Origin of the sequence: Adlercreutzia equolifaciens DSM 19450 (assembly GCF_000478885.1) — a bacterium.
In the GTDB taxonomy this organism is placed as follows: Bacteria; Actinomycetota; Coriobacteriia; order Coriobacteriales; family Eggerthellaceae; genus Adlercreutzia; species Adlercreutzia equolifaciens.
Genome location: NC_022567.1, coordinates 423,240 through 442,891, shown reverse-complemented (window position 1 = coordinate 442,891; position 19,652 = coordinate 423,240). Strand labels below are relative to the sequence as shown.

General features: G+C 64.5%; 17 protein-coding genes. 2 read left to right on the top strand and 15 right to left on the bottom strand.

Features of this window, described 5'->3' with window-relative positions:
* Positions 1 to 22 precede the first annotated feature (22 nt).
* From argH to argC, 6 genes are all read right to left on the bottom strand, one after another.
* Positions 23 to 1,393: an argininosuccinate lyase gene (gene argH, locus AEQU_RS01455; RefSeq protein WP_022738957.1), complete on the bottom strand. Its 1,371-nt coding sequence runs from the start codon at positions 1,391 to 1,393 to the stop codon at positions 23 to 25.
* Positions 1,394 to 1,477: 84 nt separating this feature from the next.
* The gene (locus AEQU_RS01450) at positions 1,478 to 2,860 is read right to left on the bottom strand and encodes an argininosuccinate synthase (protein WP_022738953.1); all 1,383 of its coding nucleotides are present in this window, start codon (positions 2,858 to 2,860) and stop codon (positions 1,478 to 1,480) included.
* Positions 2,861 to 3,499: 639 nt separating this feature from the next.
* Complete coding sequence (locus tag AEQU_RS01445; RefSeq protein WP_022738949.1) at positions 3,500 to 4,735, bottom strand: aminotransferase class III-fold pyridoxal phosphate-dependent enzyme; 1,236 nt, start codon at positions 4,733 to 4,735, stop codon at positions 3,500 to 3,502.
* Positions 4,736 to 4,744: 9 nt separating this feature from the next.
* On the bottom strand, positions 4,745 to 5,692 hold the full coding sequence (gene argB / locus AEQU_RS01440; RefSeq protein ID WP_022738946.1) for an acetylglutamate kinase: 948 nt from the start codon (positions 5,690 to 5,692) through the stop codon (positions 4,745 to 4,747).
* A complete protein-coding gene (argJ, locus tag AEQU_RS01435) occupies positions 5,689 to 6,987 on the bottom strand; it encodes a bifunctional glutamate N-acetyltransferase/amino-acid acetyltransferase ArgJ (RefSeq protein WP_041714313.1) in 1,299 nt (432 codons plus the stop codon). Before argJ ends, argB begins: the two co-directional genes overlap by 4 nt.
* Before the next feature lie 54 nt (positions 6,988 to 7,041).
* Entirely contained in the window at positions 7,042 to 8,100 is a 1,059-nt protein-coding gene (gene argC / locus AEQU_RS01430) for an N-acetyl-gamma-glutamyl-phosphate reductase (RefSeq protein WP_022738940.1), read from the bottom strand.
* 221 nt (positions 8,101 to 8,321) lie between these two features.
* Here argC and AEQU_RS01425 point away from each other — a divergent pair, with 221 nt between their 5' ends.
* The gene (locus AEQU_RS01425; RefSeq protein WP_022738937.1) at positions 8,322 to 8,750 is read left to right on the top strand and encodes an FKBP-type peptidyl-prolyl cis-trans isomerase; all 429 of its coding nucleotides are present in this window, start codon (positions 8,322 to 8,324) and stop codon (positions 8,748 to 8,750) included.
* Between the two features lie 378 nt (positions 8,751 to 9,128).
* On the opposite strand, the gene AEQU_RS01420 is transcribed toward AEQU_RS01425, so the two are convergent.
* From AEQU_RS01420 to AEQU_RS01405, 4 genes are all read right to left on the bottom strand, one after another.
* Positions 9,129 to 9,410: a hypothetical protein gene (locus AEQU_RS01420; protein WP_022738933.1), complete on the bottom strand. Its 282-nt coding sequence runs from the start codon at positions 9,408 to 9,410 to the stop codon at positions 9,129 to 9,131.
* Between the two features lie 192 nt (positions 9,411 to 9,602).
* Positions 9,603 to 10,751 carry a helix-turn-helix domain-containing protein gene (locus AEQU_RS01415; RefSeq protein ID WP_022738930.1) on the bottom strand — a complete coding sequence of 383 codons (1,149 nt, stop codon included), beginning with the start codon at positions 10,749 to 10,751 and terminating at the stop codon, positions 9,603 to 9,605.
* A 9-nt stretch (positions 10,752 to 10,760) separates the two neighbouring features.
* Positions 10,761 to 12,122: a U32 family peptidase gene (locus AEQU_RS01410; protein WP_084280304.1), complete on the bottom strand. Its 1,362-nt coding sequence runs from the start codon at positions 12,120 to 12,122 to the stop codon at positions 10,761 to 10,763.
* Positions 12,123 to 12,200: 78 nt separating this feature from the next.
* The gene (locus tag AEQU_RS01405; RefSeq protein ID WP_022738925.1) at positions 12,201 to 13,766 is read right to left on the bottom strand and encodes a helix-turn-helix transcriptional regulator; all 1,566 of its coding nucleotides are present in this window, start codon (positions 13,764 to 13,766) and stop codon (positions 12,201 to 12,203) included.
* A gap of 235 nt (positions 13,767 to 14,001) precedes the next feature.
* Here AEQU_RS01405 and AEQU_RS01400 point away from each other — a divergent pair, with 235 nt between their 5' ends.
* Positions 14,002 to 15,744: an FAD-binding protein gene (locus AEQU_RS01400; protein WP_022738921.1), complete on the top strand. Its 1,743-nt coding sequence runs from the start codon at positions 14,002 to 14,004 to the stop codon at positions 15,742 to 15,744.
* A 175-nt stretch (positions 15,745 to 15,919) separates the two neighbouring features.
* Here AEQU_RS01400 and cysS read toward each other — a convergent pair whose 3' ends face one another.
* The 5 genes from cysS to AEQU_RS01380 all read right to left on the bottom strand — a co-directional run bounded on the left by cysS (position 15,920) and on the right by AEQU_RS01380 (position 19,627).
* A complete protein-coding gene (gene cysS / locus AEQU_RS01395; protein ID WP_022738918.1) occupies positions 15,920 to 17,479 on the bottom strand; it encodes a cysteine--tRNA ligase in 1,560 nt (519 codons plus the stop codon).
* Positions 17,480 to 17,572: 93 nt separating this feature from the next.
* Positions 17,573 to 17,716 carry a hypothetical protein gene (locus tag AEQU_RS12570; RefSeq protein ID WP_022738917.1) on the bottom strand — a complete coding sequence of 48 codons (144 nt, stop codon included), beginning with the start codon at positions 17,714 to 17,716 and terminating at the stop codon, positions 17,573 to 17,575.
* Positions 17,717 to 17,765: 49 nt separating this feature from the next.
* Positions 17,766 to 17,987 (bottom strand): helix-turn-helix transcriptional regulator, encoded by a 222-nt coding sequence (locus tag AEQU_RS01390; RefSeq protein WP_022738915.1) that lies wholly within the window; start codon positions 17,985 to 17,987, stop codon positions 17,766 to 17,768.
* 157 nt (positions 17,988 to 18,144) lie between these two features.
* On the bottom strand, positions 18,145 to 18,930 hold the full coding sequence (locus AEQU_RS01385) for a GTP pyrophosphokinase (RefSeq protein WP_022738909.1): 786 nt from the start codon (positions 18,928 to 18,930) through the stop codon (positions 18,145 to 18,147).
* Between the two features lie 109 nt (positions 18,931 to 19,039).
* Entirely contained in the window at positions 19,040 to 19,627 is a 588-nt protein-coding gene (locus tag AEQU_RS01380) for a hypothetical protein (RefSeq protein ID WP_022738905.1), read from the bottom strand.
* Positions 19,628 to 19,652 lie beyond the last annotated feature (25 nt).

Genomic DNA, 19,652 nt, shown 5'->3' with positions numbered 1-19,652 from the left:
AAGCGAGCTATGCGCAAGCACCTTACAGCTGCGCCTTGGCGGCCGCCAGCTGCACGCGCACCGCTTCGGGGGCCGTGCCGCCGAAGGTGGTGCGGGCGGCAACGATGGCGGGCAGGTTCAGGCACTCCACGATATCGGATTCGAAGAGATCGCTCTCCGCCTTGAAATCGTCCAGCGTGAGGTCTTCCAAATCGCAGCCGCGCTGGTCGCACAGAAGCACCAGATGCCCCACGATCTCGTGGGCCCGGCGGAAGGGCAGGCCCTTCTTGGCCAGGTAGTCGGCCACATCCGTCGCGGCCAGATATCCCTTCTTCGCCTGGGCGGCCATGGCGTCGGCGTTCACCGTCATGGTGGCGATCATGCCGGCAGCGCAGGTGTAGCAGTCCTCCAAGGTGTCGGCGGCGTCCATGGCGCCTTCCTTGTCCTCCTGCAGATCCTTGTTGTAGGCAAGCGGCAGCGACTTCAACGTCATCATGAGGGCCACCAGATCGCCCACGACCCGGCCCGACTTGCCGCGGATGAGCTCCGCGAAATCGGGATTCTTCTTCTGGGGCATGATGGAGGAGCCGGTGGAGTAGGCATCCGACAGCGTGATGAACCCGAACTCCGCCGACGACCACAGCACGATCTCCTCGCACAAACGCGACAGGTGCAAACACGACACGCTACAGGCGTAGATGAGGTCGAGCAGAAAGTCGCGGTCGGACACAGCATCGAGCGAGTTCGGGATGGGATGGTCGAAGCCGAGCGCCTCTGCGGTGGCGAAGCGGTCGAGCGGGTAGGTGGTTCCGGCCAAGGCCGCGGCTCCCAAGGGGCACGCGTCGGCGGCGTCGCGGGCGGCGGCGAGGCGCTCGTAATCGCGCGCGAGCATCTGCACGTAGGCAAGCATATGGTGCGAGAACAGCACCGGCTGGGCATGCTGCAGGTGCGTGTAGCCCGGCAGGATGACGTCGAAGTTCGCTTCGGCCTGGGCGATGAGCGCCTCGCGCAGGGCGACGTTGGCGGCCATGAGCTCGCCGGCGCGACGCTTGGCGTACAGGCGCGTGTCCGTGGCCACCTGGTCGTTGCGCGAGCGGCCCGTGTGCAGCCGAGCCCCGGCATCCCCCACGCGGCGGGTCAGCTCCGCCTCAATGGCCATGTGGATGTCCTCGCTTTCCATCACGTCGAACGTGAGCGCGCCGGACTCGATGTCAGCCAGAATGCCCTGGAGCCCTTCTGCAATGGCTTCGGCATCGGCGGTCGCGATGATGCCCTGGGCGGCCAGCATGTTAGCATGGGCGATAGAGCCGGCGATGTCCTCGACGTAGAGTCGCTGATCCACGGGCAGCGACGCCCCGAAGCGCTGGGTAAAGGCATCGGCGCCTTCGGTGAATCTTCCAGACCACAGTGCCATAGTGTCTCCTCGGTAAATCGGTAAGCCAGGCGGGCGCCCCTCAAGACCGCCCGCTCCCCTCGTTGTCGTGCTCGTTGAGCGTCCCTAGGCCGTGACGGCGTCGGCGCCTTCCAGAATCTCCTCGGCTTCCTCCACCACGGCGCTCATCTTGCCGTAAGCAGTGTTCGCGAGGTTCACGTCGTCGTAGGAGGGCATGCGCGCGCCCGTGGCGAGCCGGTTTTTCGCCCACACCTTGCAGGACAGGCCGTGGATGTCGATGAAGCCCTTGGCGGCCTGATGGTCGAAAGCGTCGTCGGCATCGTAGGTGGCCAGGCCGAAATCATACAGCGAGTAGGTGCTCTTGCGTCCCACCACGGTGCAGGAACCCTTGAAGAACTTCAGCTTCACCGTGCCGGACACGCATTGCTGGGTGTGGGCGAGGAAGGCGTCGAAGGCCTCCTTCAGCGGCGAGAACCACAGGCCGTTGTACACCTGCTCGGCCCAGGTCTGCTCGATGGCGAGTTTGTGGTGCAGCACGCCCCGCTCCAGGCACAGATCCTCCAGGGCCTTGTGAGCCTGGATGAGGGCCAGACCGCCCGGCACCTCGTAGCACTCGCGGCTCTTCACGCCCACGAGCCGGTTCTCCACCATATCGATGCGGCCGTAGCCGTTGGTGCCGGCGATATCGTTCATGGCGTAGATGATGTCGAGGAAGCTCATCGGAGTGCCGTCAAGCGCACAGGGAACGCCCTGATCGAACTCGATTTCCACGTAGGTGGGCTCGTCGGGCGCGCAGGCCGGATCGCACGTCATGGTCCAAATATCCGCCGGCGGCTCGCACCAGGGATCCTCCAGCACGCCGCACTCGATGGCCCGGCCCCACAGGTTGTCGTCGATGGAGTAGGGCTTGTCGGTGGTGGCCTTAACCGGCACGCCGTGGGCCGCCGCCCATTCGATCTCGTCGGCCCGGCAGCCGAGATCCCAGTTGCGCACCGGCGCGATGATGGTGAGCGCCGGATCCAGCATGAGCACCGAGGACTCGAAGCGCACCTGGTCGTTGCCCTTGCCCGTGCAGCCGTGGGCCACGTACTTGGCGCCGAACTGGTGGGCCACCGCCACGAGGTGCTTGGCGATGAGCGGCCGCGAGAGCGCGCTCACGAGCGGGTACTTGTTTTCGTACATGGCGTTGGCGGCCATGGCACAGGCGAGGTACTCGTTGGCGAAGGTCTCCCGCATGTCGATGACCGCGCAGCCGATGGCACCGGTGGCGAGCGCCTTGGCCTTGATGGCCTCGAGGCCCTCGTGCTCCTGGCCGAGGTCGCCCACGACGGCGATGACGTCGAGATCGTATTCCTCTTGCAGCCATTTGATGCACACGGAGGTGTCGAGGCCGCCGGAGTAGGCGAGCACGCACCGTTCCTTCTCCCCGGGGGCCGGCTTGGCGGAGATCTGCGGGGCGTCGTGAAGGGATGAGTTCGTCGTGGTCATGGGAGTTGCCTTTCGTGTCGGGAGCTGCTTTTGGGTTTCCTTATGGGGTGCCCGGCTCGCTTTGCGATGGAAAGGCGTGGCGTGAAGTCGCGTCTGGGACGATGCGCAGGGTTCCTGCGCGATGGTGCTTGAGGTTTCGAAGAGGAACTTCGGGAGGCCACGGCCTTTGGCGGACCCGGGCGGGGCCGCGCGGCGGTGCGCTGAGCGCGCGAAAAGATCTGCTACGCGCGTCGGCGTCGCAGAGAAGAGGTACGTCGGCGTCGGTCGACGTAAGCCGTGGCGAGGAACTGGGGGCACGGGGCAGCAGCAGCGATTCCGCTGTGCTTGGAAGCTATGAGAGCTGCTGCCTGCATCGTGACAATTCCTTTCAAGTACGCGCAGCCGTCCGAGTTATGGGGCCCTGGCGCCTTGCGCCGTAAGCCCTCGGCTGTGCGGTTGACGGCATTATGCCCTAATTTATGAGTCGTCAACCCCGAATTTCAAAATTTTTGCGGAAACGGCGCAATTTAATTGTGCACTGTGCTGTGCAGTTGCACAAAAATTTGCTTATTTTACCTGGGAAATTGTGCACTTATATACAAGAGCGACCCAAGCTTTTTGTGCAAGGGTCGCTCGATGATGGCTCGATGTGATGGCGTTTTACAGCAACTGCTCCAGCTTCTGAACCAGCACGTCCACGTCGGCTTCCGTGCAGATGAGCGGGGGCAGGAAACGCAGCGTATGGGGGCCGGTGGCGTTCAGGACGAGGCCCGCTTCCAGGCCGGCGGCCACCACATCGGGAGCCGACGGCGCCTCATGGGTGAGGTCGATACCGTTCATGAGACCGAAGCCGCGCACCTCCTGCACGTGGGGCAGTCGGGCCAGCCGCTCGCGCATGTAGGCGCCGACCGACTCGATCTGCGCCCCCATACCCGGGGCGAGCAGCGTGGACAGCGTCACGTGGGCCGCGGCCATGGCGATGTTCGAGCCGCCGAAGGTGGTGCCGTGATCGCCCGGCGCGAACGCCGCCGCGATGGAGCTTTTGGCCGCGCAGGCGCCGGCCACCACACCAGAGGCGATGCCCTTGGCCATGGTGACGATGTCGGGCAGCACCCCGAAGTTCTGGAACCCGTAGGGCAGCCCCGTGCGGAAGATGCCGCTCTGCACCTCGTCGCAGATCATGAGCGCACCGTGCTCTTCGGTGAGGCGGCGGATGGCGCCGACGAACTCCTCGGTGCAGGGATGTACGCCGCTCTCGCCCTGGATGCACTCGATCATGACGGCGCAGATGCGGTCGCCCTGGGTCTCGAACAGGCGCTCGAGCGCTTCCACATCGTTGATGGGCGTGGCCGTGAACCCGGCCGGCAGCGGCTGGAAGGCCTCCTGCTTGGCCGGCTGGGCCGTGGCCGCAAGCGTCGCCAAGGTGCGGCCGTGAAAGCTCTTGGCCAGCGTGACGATGAGGCGCGGGGCCAGCTCGGCATCTTTGCCGGCGGCTTCCGTGCGGCGACGGGCGTACAGGCGCGCCAGCTTGATGGCGCACTCGTTGGCCTCGGCGCCGGAGTTCGCGAAGAAGGTCTTCCACGTCTCGGGGCTCGGCTCATCGACGTAGGCGTTCAGCATGTTCGACAGCAGCTGGGCCACTTCCCCGCGGTGCTCGATGTAGTAGTAGTTGCTCACGTGGATGAGCTTGGCCGCCTGATCGCTCACGGCCTGCACGATGGAGGGGTGGCAGTGGCCGAGGCTGCAGACACCGATGCCGGAGAGGAAATCGAGGTACTCGTTGCCGGCATCGTCGATGAGCGTCATGCCGTGGCCTTCGACGAATTCCACGGGCTTGCGGGCGAAGGTGCCCATCACGTATTCGGATTCCAAAGCCATTTCGCGGGCGAGAGTCATGGGATGCTCCTAACGGTTTTCAATGAGTTTGGCGGCGAATTTGCTCACCGGCGAGACGTTCAGGAACTGGGCGGAAGCGAGGCCGCCCACCATGGTTCCCATGCCGGAGTCGGTGAGCATTTCCAGCAGAAGCGCATGGGGCACCGTGCCGTTGATGATATGGGCCGCGCTGACGCCGGAATCGAGGGCGCGCACGCAGCTCGCCAGCTTCGGAATCATGCCCGAGGCCAGCTTGTCGCCGCGCACCATGGCCTCGGCCTCCCCCAGCGACATCTCGGCGATAAGCGAGTCGGGGTCGGGGTAGTTCTCGTAGAGGCCGTCCACATCGGTGAGGAAGATGATCTTGTGGGCGCCGATGGCCGCGGCGATGTAGCCGGCAGCAACGTCGGCGTTCACGTTGTAGCAGCCACCGTCCTCGCCAATGGCGATGGAGGCGATGATGGGAATGTAGTCGTCGGCCACCAAGTCCTCGATGAGCGGCGTGTTGATGCGCGTGATCTTGCCCACACGCCCCAGCCGCGGATCGGCCTGCTCGGCCACGATGATGCCCGCGTCGGTGCCCGACACGCCCACTCCCATGTTGCCATGGGCGTTCATGGCCTCCACCAGCTGCTGGTTCACTTCGCCCGTGAGCACCATGCGCACAAGATCCATGGCGTCGTCGGTGGTGACGCGCTGGCCGTCGACAAACTCCACCGGCAGATCGAACTTGGCGAAGGCGCGGTTGATGGCCTTGCCGCCCCCATGGACGAGCACCGGGTTCACGCCCAAGATCTTCAAAAGCACGATGTCGGCCATGACCTCGGCAGCCAGCTGGGGGTTCTCCATGGCCGAGCCGCCGTACTTGATGACGATGGTCTTGCCCGTCACCTGCTTGAGCCATGGCATGGCCTCGTAGAGGATCTCGCCGGTGCGTACGGGCACGCCCTCGGCACGGGCTTCGTTAGCGTATTTCATGAGCGGTAGTCTCCATTGATCGTCACGTACTCGTGCGAGAAGTCGCAGGTCCACATCGTGGCCGACTCCTCCCCCGCGTGCAGATCCACCTCGATGGCCACTTCGGGTTCTTCGAAGCGACGCAGGGCCTCTTCTTCGTCGAAATCGACCACCAGACCGGCACGGCACACGGGCAGGCCCAGTATATCGATATCCACGTCCTCCTGATTGAAACGAGCACCGGACCGTCCGAGGGCGGCGGCAACACGGCCCCAGTTGGCATCGTGTCCGTAGACGGCGGTCTTCACGAGCGGCGAATTGGCCACCGTACGAGCAGCCGCATCGGCGTCGTCAGCCGTAGCGGCCCCACGCACGGTGACGGTGATGAGGCGCGTGGCCCCCTCGCCGTCGGCGGCCATCTTGCGGGCGAGCGTCGTCGCAAGCTGGTCGAGGGCGCGCTGGAAGGCGTCGAAGGCCGGCGTGCCGGGCGTGAAAGCGGGGCCGTCGGGCGCGGCAGCGCCGGATGCCAGGGCGAAGCAGGTGTCGTTGGTGGAGGTGTCGGAGTCCACCGTGACTTTGTTGAAGCTCTTGCTCACCGCCGCCGTGAGGGCCTGCGACAGATCGGGCGCGGCGAGAGGCGCGTCGGTGGTGATGACGGCGATCATGGTGGCCATATTCGGCATGATCATGCCCGCGCCCTTGCACATACCGCCCACCGTGAAGGTGACGCCCGGGTATCCGATGCCGTCGCCGGAGAAGCTGACCGAGCCGTGCTTGGGGCAGGTGTCGGTGGTCATGATGGCGCGGGCCGCCGTCAGGCCCTGGGATGTGCGGCCGACGAGATCGTCGGCCACTTTCGCCATGGCCGCAAGCGCCGCCGGCACGCCCTCCGCGAAGGGCTCAAGACGCAGGTGCTGGCCGATGACGCCCGTAGAGGCCACGAGCACCTCGTCGGCCGGGCAGCCCACGGCCTCACCGACGAGCTCGGCGGTCTTGCGGGCGTTTTCCAAACCGATCTCGCCCGTGGCGGCGTTCGCGATGCCAGAGTTGACGACGACGGCCCGGGCGCACCCGTAGGCGGGAGATCCGGCGCCCCCCTCGTCCAAATGCTCGCGGGACACGCGCACGGGCGCCGCGCAGAACACATTGGTCGTGAAGGTGGCCGCCGCCGCACAGGGCTCGTCGGCAACGACGAGCGCCATGTCGAGACGCTCCGGGTCGGCCCTAAAGCCCGCGTGCACGCCCACGGCGGAAAAGCCGAGCGCGCTGGCCGCATTGCCCTCAGGATCGAAAGCGAAAGTGTCGTTCTCGGTCATAGGTCCTCTCTTTCCCACGGGACGGCGCCTTGCGACTCTCGTCCCCTTCCAGCTTTACACGGGGTTGGCGATCTCTTCCAAACCGCAGGTCTCGGGCAGGCCGAACACGATGTTGGCGCACTGCACGCCCTGGCCGGCCGCACCCTTCCCCAGGTTGTCGATGGCGCCGGTGGCCACAATCATGCCGGCGGGGTGTACCGCCACGCCCACTTGGGCGCGGCAGGTTCCCGCCACCGACGCCGTGCGGGGCTGCACGCCGGCGTCCATGACGGAGACGAGCGGGCTTGCCGCGTAGAAGTCGCGATACAACTCCACGAGCTCCTCGGTGGTGGGGGCAGCCCCCGAAGCCAGCGGCAGCGTCACCGTGGACAGCAGTCCGCGGTTGAGCGGGGCGAGATGCGGCGTGAACACGAGCCGGCCCTCCAGCCCTAAGATCTGCTCGATCTCGGGAGTGTGGCGATGGGTGCCCACGCCGTAGGCCTCCAGGTTCTCGTTGGCGAAGCAGTAATGGGTGCGCTCCGTGGCCTTCTTGCCCGCGCCGGTCACGCCCGAGACGGCATCGGCCACCACCGGCGCCACCGCGTCCACGAGCCCCGCGCGGATAGCGGGCGCCGCAGCGAGCGAGGTGGCCGTCGGATAGCAGCCGGCGCAGCCCACGAGCACGGCCTCGCCGGCAGCGCGGCGCTCGGCCGCGGCGGCCAACTCATCGCCCGTAAGCTCGGGCAGTCCGAAGGCGGCTTGGGCCAGAAGATCGGTGGCCGTATGAGGCGCGTACCACTTCTCGTAAATGGCCGGATCCTTCAGGCGGAAATCGGCCGACAGGTCGACGACCGTGACGCCGGCGGCCATAAGGTCGGGCGCCATGCCCATGGCCGCCTTGTGGGGCACCGCCAGAAACACCACGTCGAAGGCAGAGAAATCAGTATCCTCGTGGGTGGAGAACGCGAGATCGGTTACCCCGGTGAAGGCGGGATAGGCCTTCGCGATAGGAGTTCCCGCCAGCGCGTCGGAGGTTGCCGCCGCCAGATCGAACTCAGGATGGCGCGACAGCAGGCGCACCAGCTCGATGCCGGCGAAACCGGCCGCTCCCACAACTCCCGCTCGATAGCCCATAGAATCTTCCTTCCTCTCTGCCCGTTTATATAATCAGCTCTTTCTTGAGCATGCGCACAAAGATGAGCGTTTTCGTTATTGTTTTCATCATACCCCCACTGGGGCCATCCCAAAGGCAAAAAGCTCCGTTTATGACAACTTGGAGCAGGTTGCGCCCCTTCCCCGCCCCGCACGCCCCCTTCCGCTAGACTTAGGCGCACATCTTTTGGAAAGGAGCTCTCATGAGCAACAAAGGTAAGAAGGTCAAGGTTCACTACACCGGCACGCTGGACGACGGCACCAAGTTCGATTCGTCCGTGGACCGCGGCGAGCCCATCGAGTTTGTCTGCATGGCCGGCCAGATGATCCCCGGCTTCGACGCCGCCGTGGAGGACATGGCCGTGGGCGAGAAGAAGACCGTGCACATCCCCGCCGCCGAGGCCTATGGCGAGCGCGATGACGCCATGGTGCAGAAGGTGCCCGTGGATCAGATCCCCAACGCCGACCAGCTGCCCGTCGGCCAGACCGTCTACATGATGGGCCCGGGCGGCCAGCCCTTCCCCGTGTTCGTGCAGTCCATCGAAGACGGCATTGTCACCTTCGACATGAACCATGAGCTGGCGGGAAAAGACCTGAACTTCGACATCGAGCTCGTGGAGGTTGAGGACTAACCCTGGTTGTCCGGTCGGGAGTTGGCGGAGGGGGTGCCGTGCTCAAACAGCATTGAAGTGCAGGGCTCGTCGGGGGTTCCGGCATTTCCTAATGCACTTCAATGAACTGCGCGCGGCACCCCCTCCGCCAACTCCCGACCTACTCTTACTTACCTGAACTTACTTGAACTTACCTGAAGCGACCCCGCCGACTTTGGCGGGGTCGCTTTGCGTTTGGGAAAACCGAGGCTGCCCTGGATGGGAAATTGGCAGCCGGCAAGGCTTGAGAGTCGGTGACTCGACACGCCAAGGGGCACGCAGCAGATGCAAGCGCGGCAGCACGGGGCCGACGAAGAGGTGGCACCATGCGGCGAAGCGGAGGCGTCTGCTGCGACGAACCTAGGCGAGCGCTTCGGACAGAGAAGCCTCGAACGCCTCGGAGGCGACAGGCTTCACCTCGGTTTTCTTCTGGAAAAGGCCCTTGAACGCGGAGGGCAGGGCGGCCCAGACGCCAACCTGGGGCACGGCATCGGCCTCGACGAGCGACTGCACAGCGCTGGAGGCTGCCTTTGAGCTGATGCCCATATGGGCAAAGCGCTGCTCCAGCTTGGCGCAGTAGGCGGCGTCGGCGGAATCAAGGGAAGCAACGGCGGCTACGGCCTGGTCGTTGAACAGTTTCATGATGGTTCTCCTTTCGACGGCGCCTAGTTTAGGCCCACGATAAAGGTCATCGTTTGGTCGATCGGATGAACCCATGCGCTTCTATTTGTGCAGTTGCACAAGATTATCGTCTGCAAGATCGGCTTCGCGACGATGAAAGAAACAGCATGCCCCCTCCCTCGCGCCGATAGCCCCAATGATGCGGGAGCCGAGCTATGTCAGGTACGCCAGCGCGAGCAACGCCGCCAGTTCGCGGTCGGTCGCGTCCTGCACGGAGAGGACCTCCTTTATCTTCTTCAGGCGGTAGCGCACGGTGTTCGGGTGCTGGAACAGCGCCTCGGCCGTGCGGCTCACCTCGCCATAGGCGGCAGCGAACGCCTCGGCCGTCGCACCCAAGTCGGCATCGTGCTCAGCATCGTAATCGAACAGAAGCGAGCGCAGAAGGTCGGCAGCACGCGCGTACAAGCGGTCGCTTCGGGCCGCCGCGCGGAAGGCGTCGAAGCGCAGGGTCGTCCACCGCACGATGCCGGCGTCCTCCCGCTCGGCGGTGCGCAGGGCCGCCATGGCCTGCCGCACCGCCAGATCGCCCTCCCCCAGGCTCACTTCCTGGCTGATGCCGCACACCAAAGGACCCGCCGTGGCGATGCACTTTGCCAGGTCGGCATCGGATATGGCAATAGCCTTGAGCGGGGGCCTCTTGAAGGAGACGAACCCCAGAAGCATCCCCCGGTAGCGGCATACGAAGGTGCGCTCGACATCGTCCCAACGCTCACCATAACCGGCAAGCACGCCCTCCACCACCTTCTGCAACGCGCGCAGCGACGCACCGTCGTCGGTGACGGCGCGTATGGCCATGCACTGGATCGTGGCACCGGTCACTCCTGCAATCGTGAAGAACGTGGAGCGCACGGCATGCTCGTCGGAGGGCGCCAAGATAAGATCGATCAGGTGATTGCGCTCCCATTCGGCGGCGTCGTCGTCGAGCAGGTTCATCAGGTCAGCGATGACCCGCTCCATGTAGCGCCCCTCGTAGAAGAACACGGGCACGCCACGCTCTGCCGAGGCCGCTGCCACCGACGGCGGCAGTTCCTTTAAGACCACGGGCTTCACGGCCACCGCCGCCACCTCGCGCTCGACGAGGGCAAGCAGCGCCTCCTCGGCCAAATCGGGGTGCACGTCGGCGAAACCCAGCGTGGTGAACACGAATTCGCCCTGGGTGAACACCTCGTAGCCGCCCGTGAACGGCTCGTGGTCGAGCGTGCCCACGCCCGTAACCTCACGCGCGGCCGCGCCCTCGCAGGGCGCCGCAAGCCAAATGCTGTCGAAGGCCCTCATATTCATGACATCGCCGACGATGATCATAGCGTTCCCCTAACTGCCATGGCGGGCGGAGCGGCGGAAGGTGCGCTTGCGCAGGAACGCGCCCGGAACCACAGGGGCATCTGCGCGCATACGGTACAGGTTGCAGGAGCGGTTGGCCGCCGCGGCAGCCTCCCAGTCGACGGCGGTAGCACGAGCCAGGGCCTCTTCCACCGTGGTGGGAGCGTCCTCATCGTGAACATCGGGCCCGAAGGTGTTGAGCCAGTGCAGGTCGCGCACGGTGATCGTGCGGGCCGGCTCGTAAGGCGCGAGGGTTTCCAGCTCATCGCCTTCCGCGAAACGGTTGCGGCACAACAGGTACAGGTAGCCGCCCTCGCAGGCGACGATGTCGGCCATGTGCATGGTCTCTTGCTCGTAGCCGTCGTAGGCTGGGGCCTGCTCGGCTTCTTCGAAGTAGAAGCCGGTGCCATAGGGGCGGTGCGACACGGCCAGAAGCTCGTCGGCTACCCCATCGGGCAACTCGCCATCAAGCACGCGGCGATAGGCACCCACGACGCTCGCCACGTAGAAGGCCTTCTTGTTGCGGCCCTCGATTTTGATGGAATCGACGCCCGCATCGGCCAGCTCGCGCAGGTGGGCGAGCATGTTCATGTCCTTGGCGTTCATGATGAAGGTGCCGCGATCGTCCTGTTCGATGGGGAAGAACTCGCCGGGGCGCTTCTCCTCTTCTAGGAGGAATTCTGTGGGGCGCTTTTCCGCTGCGAACTCCGTAGGCGCGGCAGCACCCAGCTGGTAGCTCCAGCGGCAGGGCTGGGTGCAGTGACCCTTGTTGCCGGAGCGGCCCGTGAGGTAGCTGCTGATAAGGCAGCGACCCGAGACGGCCATGCACATGGCGCCGTGAACGAAGGCCTCGATCTCCAGATCAGGTGGCGCGTCCTGGCGCAGGCGGGCAATGTCGGCAAGCGACATCTCGCGAGCGCATACCACGCGCTTGGCGCCCAGGGAATGCCACACCCGCGCCGCCGCGGCATTGGCCACGGAAGCCTGGGTGCTCACATGGCGCTCGATGCGCGGCGCAACCTCGCCGGCCACAGCGAAGGCGCCCAAGTCGCCGATGATGAGAGCGTCGACCCCGGCCGCATCGAGCGCGCGAAAGTACTCCGGCAGCCCGTCAATATCGTCGGGGTGCATGAGAATGTTGCAGGTGACGTGCACCTTCACGCCATGGGCATGGGCGAAGGCCACTGCCGCGGGAATCTCTTCCATGCGGAAGTTCGCCGCCCGGGCGCGCATGCCGAACTTGTCGGCCGCCAGGTACACCGCATCGGCCCCGAACAGCACCGCGGCCCGCAGCTGCTCCATCCCGCCAGCCGGCGCGAGAAGCTCCATGGTTATCTTCGAAGAATTAGTCATGCCGCCATTCTACGCGATAGGCCCTATCCCGTGCACCCATCCTTCCGTCATCCCGACGAACGCACGGCACGACCCGTCCTACTCCCCATGTTCCACGCGGTCGATGAGTTCCTGCTGGGAATGAACGCCAAGCTTGGCATAAATGTGCTTGATGTGGCTCTTCACCGTGTTGCGGGACACTACGTAGTGGTCCATGAGGTAACGGCCGTTGCGACCGCGGGCCAAAAAAGCCAGGATCTCGCTTTCCCGCTCGGTGAGACCGGCCGCGCAGGCAAGCTCCGCGCAGCGGGCATCGAAACGGCTCTCCCTCTCATCGGGGATAACGGAATCCTTCGAGAGACTCTCGTCGCGAGTATCCGCCGCAACGCCGTCACGTCCCTCAGGCATCTCGGGATTCCCCGCCAAGCCACGGCACACAACCGCCCCTGCCGCGCCATCAGCGAAATCGCCCGAGGGGGCCACCTGAAGCCTTCCGCCTTCCGGCAGCAGCTCAATTCCCCGAATCGTCTGGGAAAAACTAAAGTCCCTGAGCCATACCCAGGTAACCGCAACGAACAAGAACAGCATCCCTGCGGCAATCGCCTGCATCAGCATAGGACTCGTGCCCACCAGACTGCTCGACATATGGCCGATCGTAGCGCCAAGCAAGGTGCCGAGGCTCATCATGCAGCGCAAAAGCCCGAACGTCGGCAGCAGCGCGAGCACGTTGCGTCGGCCTATGGCAATCACGGCGATCCATGCCAGCACATCGAAGCAGAACGTACCCGCGTTGATGAGGGCGTGGGCTGTATTCGCGCCCACCAACACCGCAAAAGGGGCACTCAGGTAACCTGCCGTGACCAGCAAGAAAGAAATCGAGAACAAAGAGTCGGCCTTCTCGTCGGCCCGGCCGAAGAGCAGCCATACGGTTATGCCCGCCAGGACGAATACGGGAAACACCTGCGGCCCTTCCAAGGCGATGCCTTCCCCAAGGGCAAGCCCGTAACCCGAGGCGATATGGAACAGAAGCGCGCATAGGAAAAGGCCGCTGACGGGAGGCAGAAATGAGGCGGGGTTCGCCAGCTCCACATCCACCGGCGCATCCTGATGCGCAATGGCGGTCAGCGTGCCGCTATTGCCCTTGTACAGCAGAGCGATGATGACAACTTGGATAATCGGACAGAGTGCCACAGCCACGTGGGGGTCGAAAGCCGGTATCACGCCGGCCGCCGCCCGACCCGCAAGGGAACCGACGCTCACCGCCACAACGGCCTCTCTTAATGAGTCGAGCCTGATAAATGCTAGAGCCAGCTGCGCACCAGCCCACACGGTCGCCACGCCGGAGCAGGCCAGACCCACGGCGCTGAAGCCCACGTTGACCGAAGGAATGGCCAATTCCAGCGCGACGAACGACGTCAGCGCACACCCGATGGAGGCCACGCCCAGCGTACGTTGATCGAGAATCCGAGGCCGCCACGAGGCCACGAGGACCAGCAGGAGAAACAGTATGACGCGAAGCCCCGTGCTCGCCTCGCGCAATCCCGCTCCGTAGTCTGCCACGGCGGCATACACCCCCGCCATTTGAAAGTGGGCGCCAAAGGGAAACAGCGCCGCTGCCACGCAAACCACCAACATGGACTTCGCATTCTTCGCCGACCAACTCATCCCTGCGCCCTCCTTCGCTCATGCGGGCTCCATTGTAGCGCCTCAGCCGTTGTCCTGCAGGGGTGAGCGCTCCCCCCAATGGGGTGATTCGCCCAGCAAAACGGCTTCTACCGGCCTCAAGCCCCCTGTTGGGGTGGTGCGTTCGCTGGCGGGGCCTCCTAAGATGCCCATCGTCAATGCGGCGCTTACAGCAGACGAAACACGCCGCGACCCAACTTACGTTCAGGAGGGAACCATGCAGAAAAGTTCATCGACCATCTCGCGACGCAACTTCCTTGGCGGCGCCGCTGCCGTCAGCGCCCTTGCGGCGATGGGACTCGCCGGCTGTGCGCCCAAAAGCGTCTCGGAGACCGAGGCAATGGCCGCCACCGGCACCGAGGAGGCGAACGCGCAGCCCGCAGGCGACTGGCTGGGAAGCGCTCCAGAAATCGCCGAGGGCGATATCGCAGAGACCCGCGAATGCGACCTGCTCATCGTGGGCGCGGGCAACGGCGGCATGGCCGCGGCCGCCTACGCCACCGACCAGGACGTCAACTTCATCATCTGCGAGAAGGGCGAGACCGTGGGCGCCACGCGCCACTGGTTCGCCGCTCTGGGCACCCGCCCCTTCAAGGAGCAGGGCATCGAAGTCGACCGCCAGCGCCTGCTTGGCGAAATCATCCGCTACTCCCAGGGCAACTGCGACCAGCGTCTCATCCGTATGTGGATGGACGAATCCAACGACATGTTCGAGTTCGTCAACGGCATCATGGAGGGCGCCGGGGCGCACGTCGTCGCAGACGAGTTCGAAATGCCCGACGGCATGGGCGGCACTCCCTTCTACACTCCCCCGTTCGAGCACCACTACGAAGATGACAACGGCGGCCGTGATTTCGACGAGAGAAACGTGCTGTTCGAAAAGCACCTTCATGAGGCCGGCAAGGAAGTGACGTTCGGCCACGAGCTTGCCAAGCTCGTTCGCGAGGACGGCGGCCGCGTGACTGGCGCCATCTTCAACACCAAAGACGGCTATGTGCAGATCAACGCCGCAAAGGGAGTGCTGCTCACCACGGGCGGATATGCCGCCAATCCCGACATGCTCACGGCGCTTTCCCCCATCACGACCGCCTCGGTGACCGCCCTCGGCTACAACCAGAACAACACCGGCGGCGGCATCAAGGCCGCCTTGTGGGCCGGCGCGGTCAAGGACCTCACCTCCGCCACCATGATCTTCGACCGCGGCCTGGTGGCTCCCGGCACCGTAGCCGGCTACACCGAGGAGTCCATCGAGGCGGGCATGCCCCAGTTTCCCGGCAACGGGCAATTCGGGCCGGGAACCCAGCCCTTCCTGAAAGTGAACATGAACGGCGAGCGCTTCGCCAATGAGTCTGCCGACTACGACTACCTGCCCCATGCAGCGGCTCAGCAGCCCGGAGGTGTGTACGTGTCGATTTGGGACAGCAACTTCGGCGATGACGTGCAGCGCTTCCACACCCTCGGATGCTCGGCTGGAACCCGCAACCGCGTTTTGGGCGTAAAGCGGGAGGACGGCTCCTACGACCTGGACAAGTTCTTCGAGAAGGAGATTGAGGACGGTCGTTTGCAGAAAGCCGACACTTTGGACGAGCTGGCCGACAAGCTCGGATTCGCCGGTCAGGCCAAGGAGAACTTCCTTGCCGAGTGCGAGCGCTACAACGAGCTGTTCGACGCTCAGGAGGATCCGGACTTCGGCAAGGAGGCCTATCGCCTCTCCGAGCTGCGCACGCCCCCGTTCTACGGCGCGACCCTGGGCGGCACGCTGCTGACCACCATCGACGGCATCCGCATCAACAAGGACTGCCAGGCGCTCGATGCCGACGGCAACCCCATCGAGGGTCTGTACGCGGCGGGCGACTGCTCCGGCTCGGTGTTCTCCGGCTGCTACCCCGACCAGCTCCACGGCTTCGCCTGCGGTCGCACCATGACCGAGGCCATGCATGTCGTGAAGCAGATGGCCTAACCTTACCGCCTACTCCGACGGCGCCCTCGCAAGCGCCGACCAATTCAAAACGCCCCGGCGCCTTCCCTCCCTGCGCCGGGGCGTTTCTTTGCAATTCCTCCTGAAAGGCGAGAGGCTGCGACGGCGGCCCGCAAGCCAAAACGCCGGGCGACTCCCGCCGGACGGCGAGGGAGCGCTACCCCTCGTAGGTAACGCGGGCGCCTTGCGGGGTGTCCTCGATGATGAAGCCCAAGCCGGCCAGGCCGTCGCGGACGCCGTCGGCCACGGCCCACCTCTTCTCCTTGCGGGCCGTCGCACGAGCCTCCAGAAGGCGCGCCACGGCGATCTCCGGATCGTTGCCGTCATAGCCGGCCAGATCGGCGGCCAGCGCAACCACTTCCACCGGATAGGCCTCCCCTACCTCGGCGGCCGCCACGTCGATGCCGAGCACGTCCATGAGCTCGACAATGGCGTCGCGCGCCGCGCGCACGGCGGCGGCCTCTTCGGCCGCAAGGGTCTTCGCATCGGCCACGAGCGCGTTCACGTCGCTCACGAAGGAGAAGATCTCGCCCAGGGCCGCCGGCGCATTGAAGTCGTCGTCCATGGCCTCGGTGAAACCGTCGCGCAGAACGGCCACGCGATCGGAAAGGGCCGCGGCATCCAACGTGGCCGCGAGCGCCTCCGCCGCCGTCTCCGGCTCGAGGGCCGCCTCGCCGCGGGGCGCGCCGGTCTCCAGCAGCCAGTCCAGGGCCCTCACGGCGTTCTCGATGCGTGTCAAGGCCGCGTCGGCCTCTGCCACGCGCTGCTCGCCGAATACGAGCGGGCTGCGGTAATGGCTCTGCAGCATGAGCATGCGCAGGGCGGCCGGCCGCACCTGCTCGAGTACCTCGTGCAGAAGCAAAAAGTTGTTCAGCGACTTCGACATCTTCTCGGTCTCGCCCGTCTCGGCATTGGCGATCTGCAGCATGCCGGAGTGCATCCAGTAGTTGGCAAACGTGCTGTCGCAGGCGCACTCGGATTGGGCGCGCTCGTTCTCGTGGTGCGGGAACACCAAGTCGGCCCCGCCGCCGTGAATGTCGAAGGGCAGCCCCAGGTACTTCTCGGACATGGCCGAGCACTCGATGTGCCACCCCGGACGGCCCTCGCCCCAGGGCGACGCCCACGCCGGCTCGCCGGGCTTGGCGGCCTTCCACAGGGCGAAGTCCAGCTCGTCGCGCTTGCGCTCCTCCAGGCCCTGGCCGTCGGCGCGAAGCTCGCGGTGGCCGCTTTCCGCCTCGTCGATATCGCGTCCGGACAGCTGGCCGTAACCCGGATAGGAACGCACGTCGAAGTACACGTCGCCCTCCGACACGTAGGCGTGGCCGCGCTCGATGAGGCGCTCGATGAGGGCGATCATGGTGTCGATCTCTTCGGTGGCCTTCGGGCGGATATCGGGATCCTGCACGCCGGCTGCACGCATGTCCTCGATGAACAGGCGCGTGTACTCCTCGGCCACTTCGGCAGCGGTGCGCCCTTCCTCGGCGGCCCGGCGGATGATCTTGTCGTCCACGTCGGTCACGTTCTGCACAAAGGTGACATCGAAGCCGCGCCAGCTGAGGTAACGGCGAATCATATCGAAGGAGATGAACGTGCGCGCGTTGCCGATGTGGATGCGGTTGTACACCGTGGGACCGCACACGTACATGGACACCTTCCCGGGCTCGACGGGTTCGAAATCCACCTTCTGGCGGCGGCGCGTATCGTACAGCTTGATCATAAAAGCTCCTTCGGGCGTTCATTCAGAATGAGAGCCATTGTAGCGCAAGAAAGCACCCTCACCTTTGCGACACAGGCGATTAAAGCACGAACATCAGCTCAACAAGCCAACGGCTTTTAGCATGACGTCTTTACGCTTGGCTGCGCCCGCTACGATGCGTTGCGCCATGGCGTAGGCGTCGTCGCCCGCGCCAACCTTTGCCAATTCGATAGCAGCCGTCTCAAATGCCGCTTCCATCGAGCCGGCCAATTCCTCAAGAATCGTCGCAGCTACTCGAGCAGGTCACTCACCGCGCGGCCCCTCTCACGTCTATGCTCAGGTCGAGCCCGAGCATAGAAGCTACGTCGAGGGCCTTGCCAAACTGAATGGTCTCCTTGCCGTTCTCCAAATCGGAAATGAAGCGCGTGCCGCACCCACAATACTCGGCCATCTCTTGCTGCGAATAGCCGAGCTCTTTGCGACGCGCACGAATGGCTTGCCCCAGGACTTTCATCGAGTTAATGCGCATGACGCTCTCATTACCTATCGGGAATATCTGCCGATCGAGAACTATATCATTACCGATCGGGAATGAAAAGGAAATTTGGGCGGTTCTATTACCGATCGGGAATGATATGGAGTGCGAGACTTTCAGGCTACAAGGTGAGCACGAGCACTGTCTGCCCCTACTCTTCCCCGTCGTCCAAGTAGTTGCGCAGCGCCTGCATGCGGCGATCTAGATCGGCGGCGGTCTCGGCCAGATCGGCCAGCTCGGCGGCCACCGCCGCGGCCTCTTCGTCGGGAAGGTTCTTCTTGTAGCGCAGCTGGTGCTCCAACGAGGCCCAGAAGTTCATGGAGATGGTGCGCAGCTGCACTTCCACTTTCACCGAGCGCTTCTCACGTTCGAGGAAAATGGGCACCTCGATGATAAGGTGCAGGCTGCGGTACCCGCTCGGCTTCGGGGAAGCCACGTAGTCGCGCCGTTCGATAAGGATCACGTCATCCTGGGAAAGCAGCGACTCGGCCAGAGAGAACATATCTTCGGGAAAGGTGCAGACCACGCGCACGCCCGCCACATCGAAGATGTTCTCCTCGATGGAATCCACCGACATGGGGAAGCCTTTGCGGGCGAGCTTCTTCGCCAGGCTGTCGGTGCTTTTCAAGCGCGATTTGATGGACTCGATGGGGTTGCGATCGTGCTGCAGCCCGAACTCGGCGTCCAGTACGCGGAATTTCGTCTCCACCTCCATCATGGCGCACTCGTAATAGGTCATGAGGCGTCGGTAAGGTCCGAAGTTGCGTTCCAGCATAGCGGCGAACTCATCGCTGCCGGCCAGTCGCGCCAGCATCTGGTTCGCCAGTTCCTCCCGCTGCTCGTGCAACACATCCAACGCGCTTTGACCCAGCGCGCCCTGACCGTCGCGCAGTCGCACCACTGCGTTCTCGAAGGCCCGCTCCGTCAACCTCGCCATAACCGCTTCCTTCCACACAAAAATCTCCCGCAGGGACTGCGCCCGCGCGGGAGATTATAGGGGACGCGCACGATGCGCGGCGGAATTCTACAACCGTTCTATCGGAACTCTATCGCGCCTCGGCAGCGGCGGACGGGGAAGCTTCGGCATCGACGCCCTCAAGATGCACGGAGGCGTGCCAGTTGCCGGGCTCGCCGCTTACCTGGTACACGTAGGTGGCACCGTCTTTGTCATAAGTGCCCATGGCGGCGCCGTTAGTGGCCAGCTGGTCGGTCAGGTCGATGGGCTCGACGCCCTCGGGGGCTAAAACCACGTGGCCATCAGTGGACTCGAGCACCATGTCGTCGGCGTTCGGCGATCCGTCTTCGGCGCCTTCCACCGTGTAGTCGTGAATCTCGTAGGTGGTGTCGTCGAAGTCGCCGCCCTCCGAGATCATGGTCATCTGCACCTCGCCGCCTTCGCCATCGGCGCCTTCCACCGTGTAGTTGATCTCGCCGACGGTAGTGTCGCCGTTCTGGCTCATCTGCACGTCCATCTCCACTGGCTCGCCGTTGATGTAGACCGTGGCCTTCTCCACCCAGGTCTCGCCCGTGGCAGCATAGCAGACGCCGTTGGTAACCACGAATACCCCGAGCAATGCCGCGCAGGTGGCGGTCGCGAATTTCAGGGCCGTCGTACGCTTCTTCGTCTTCTCCATGGGAATGCCCTTAACCTTTCCTATC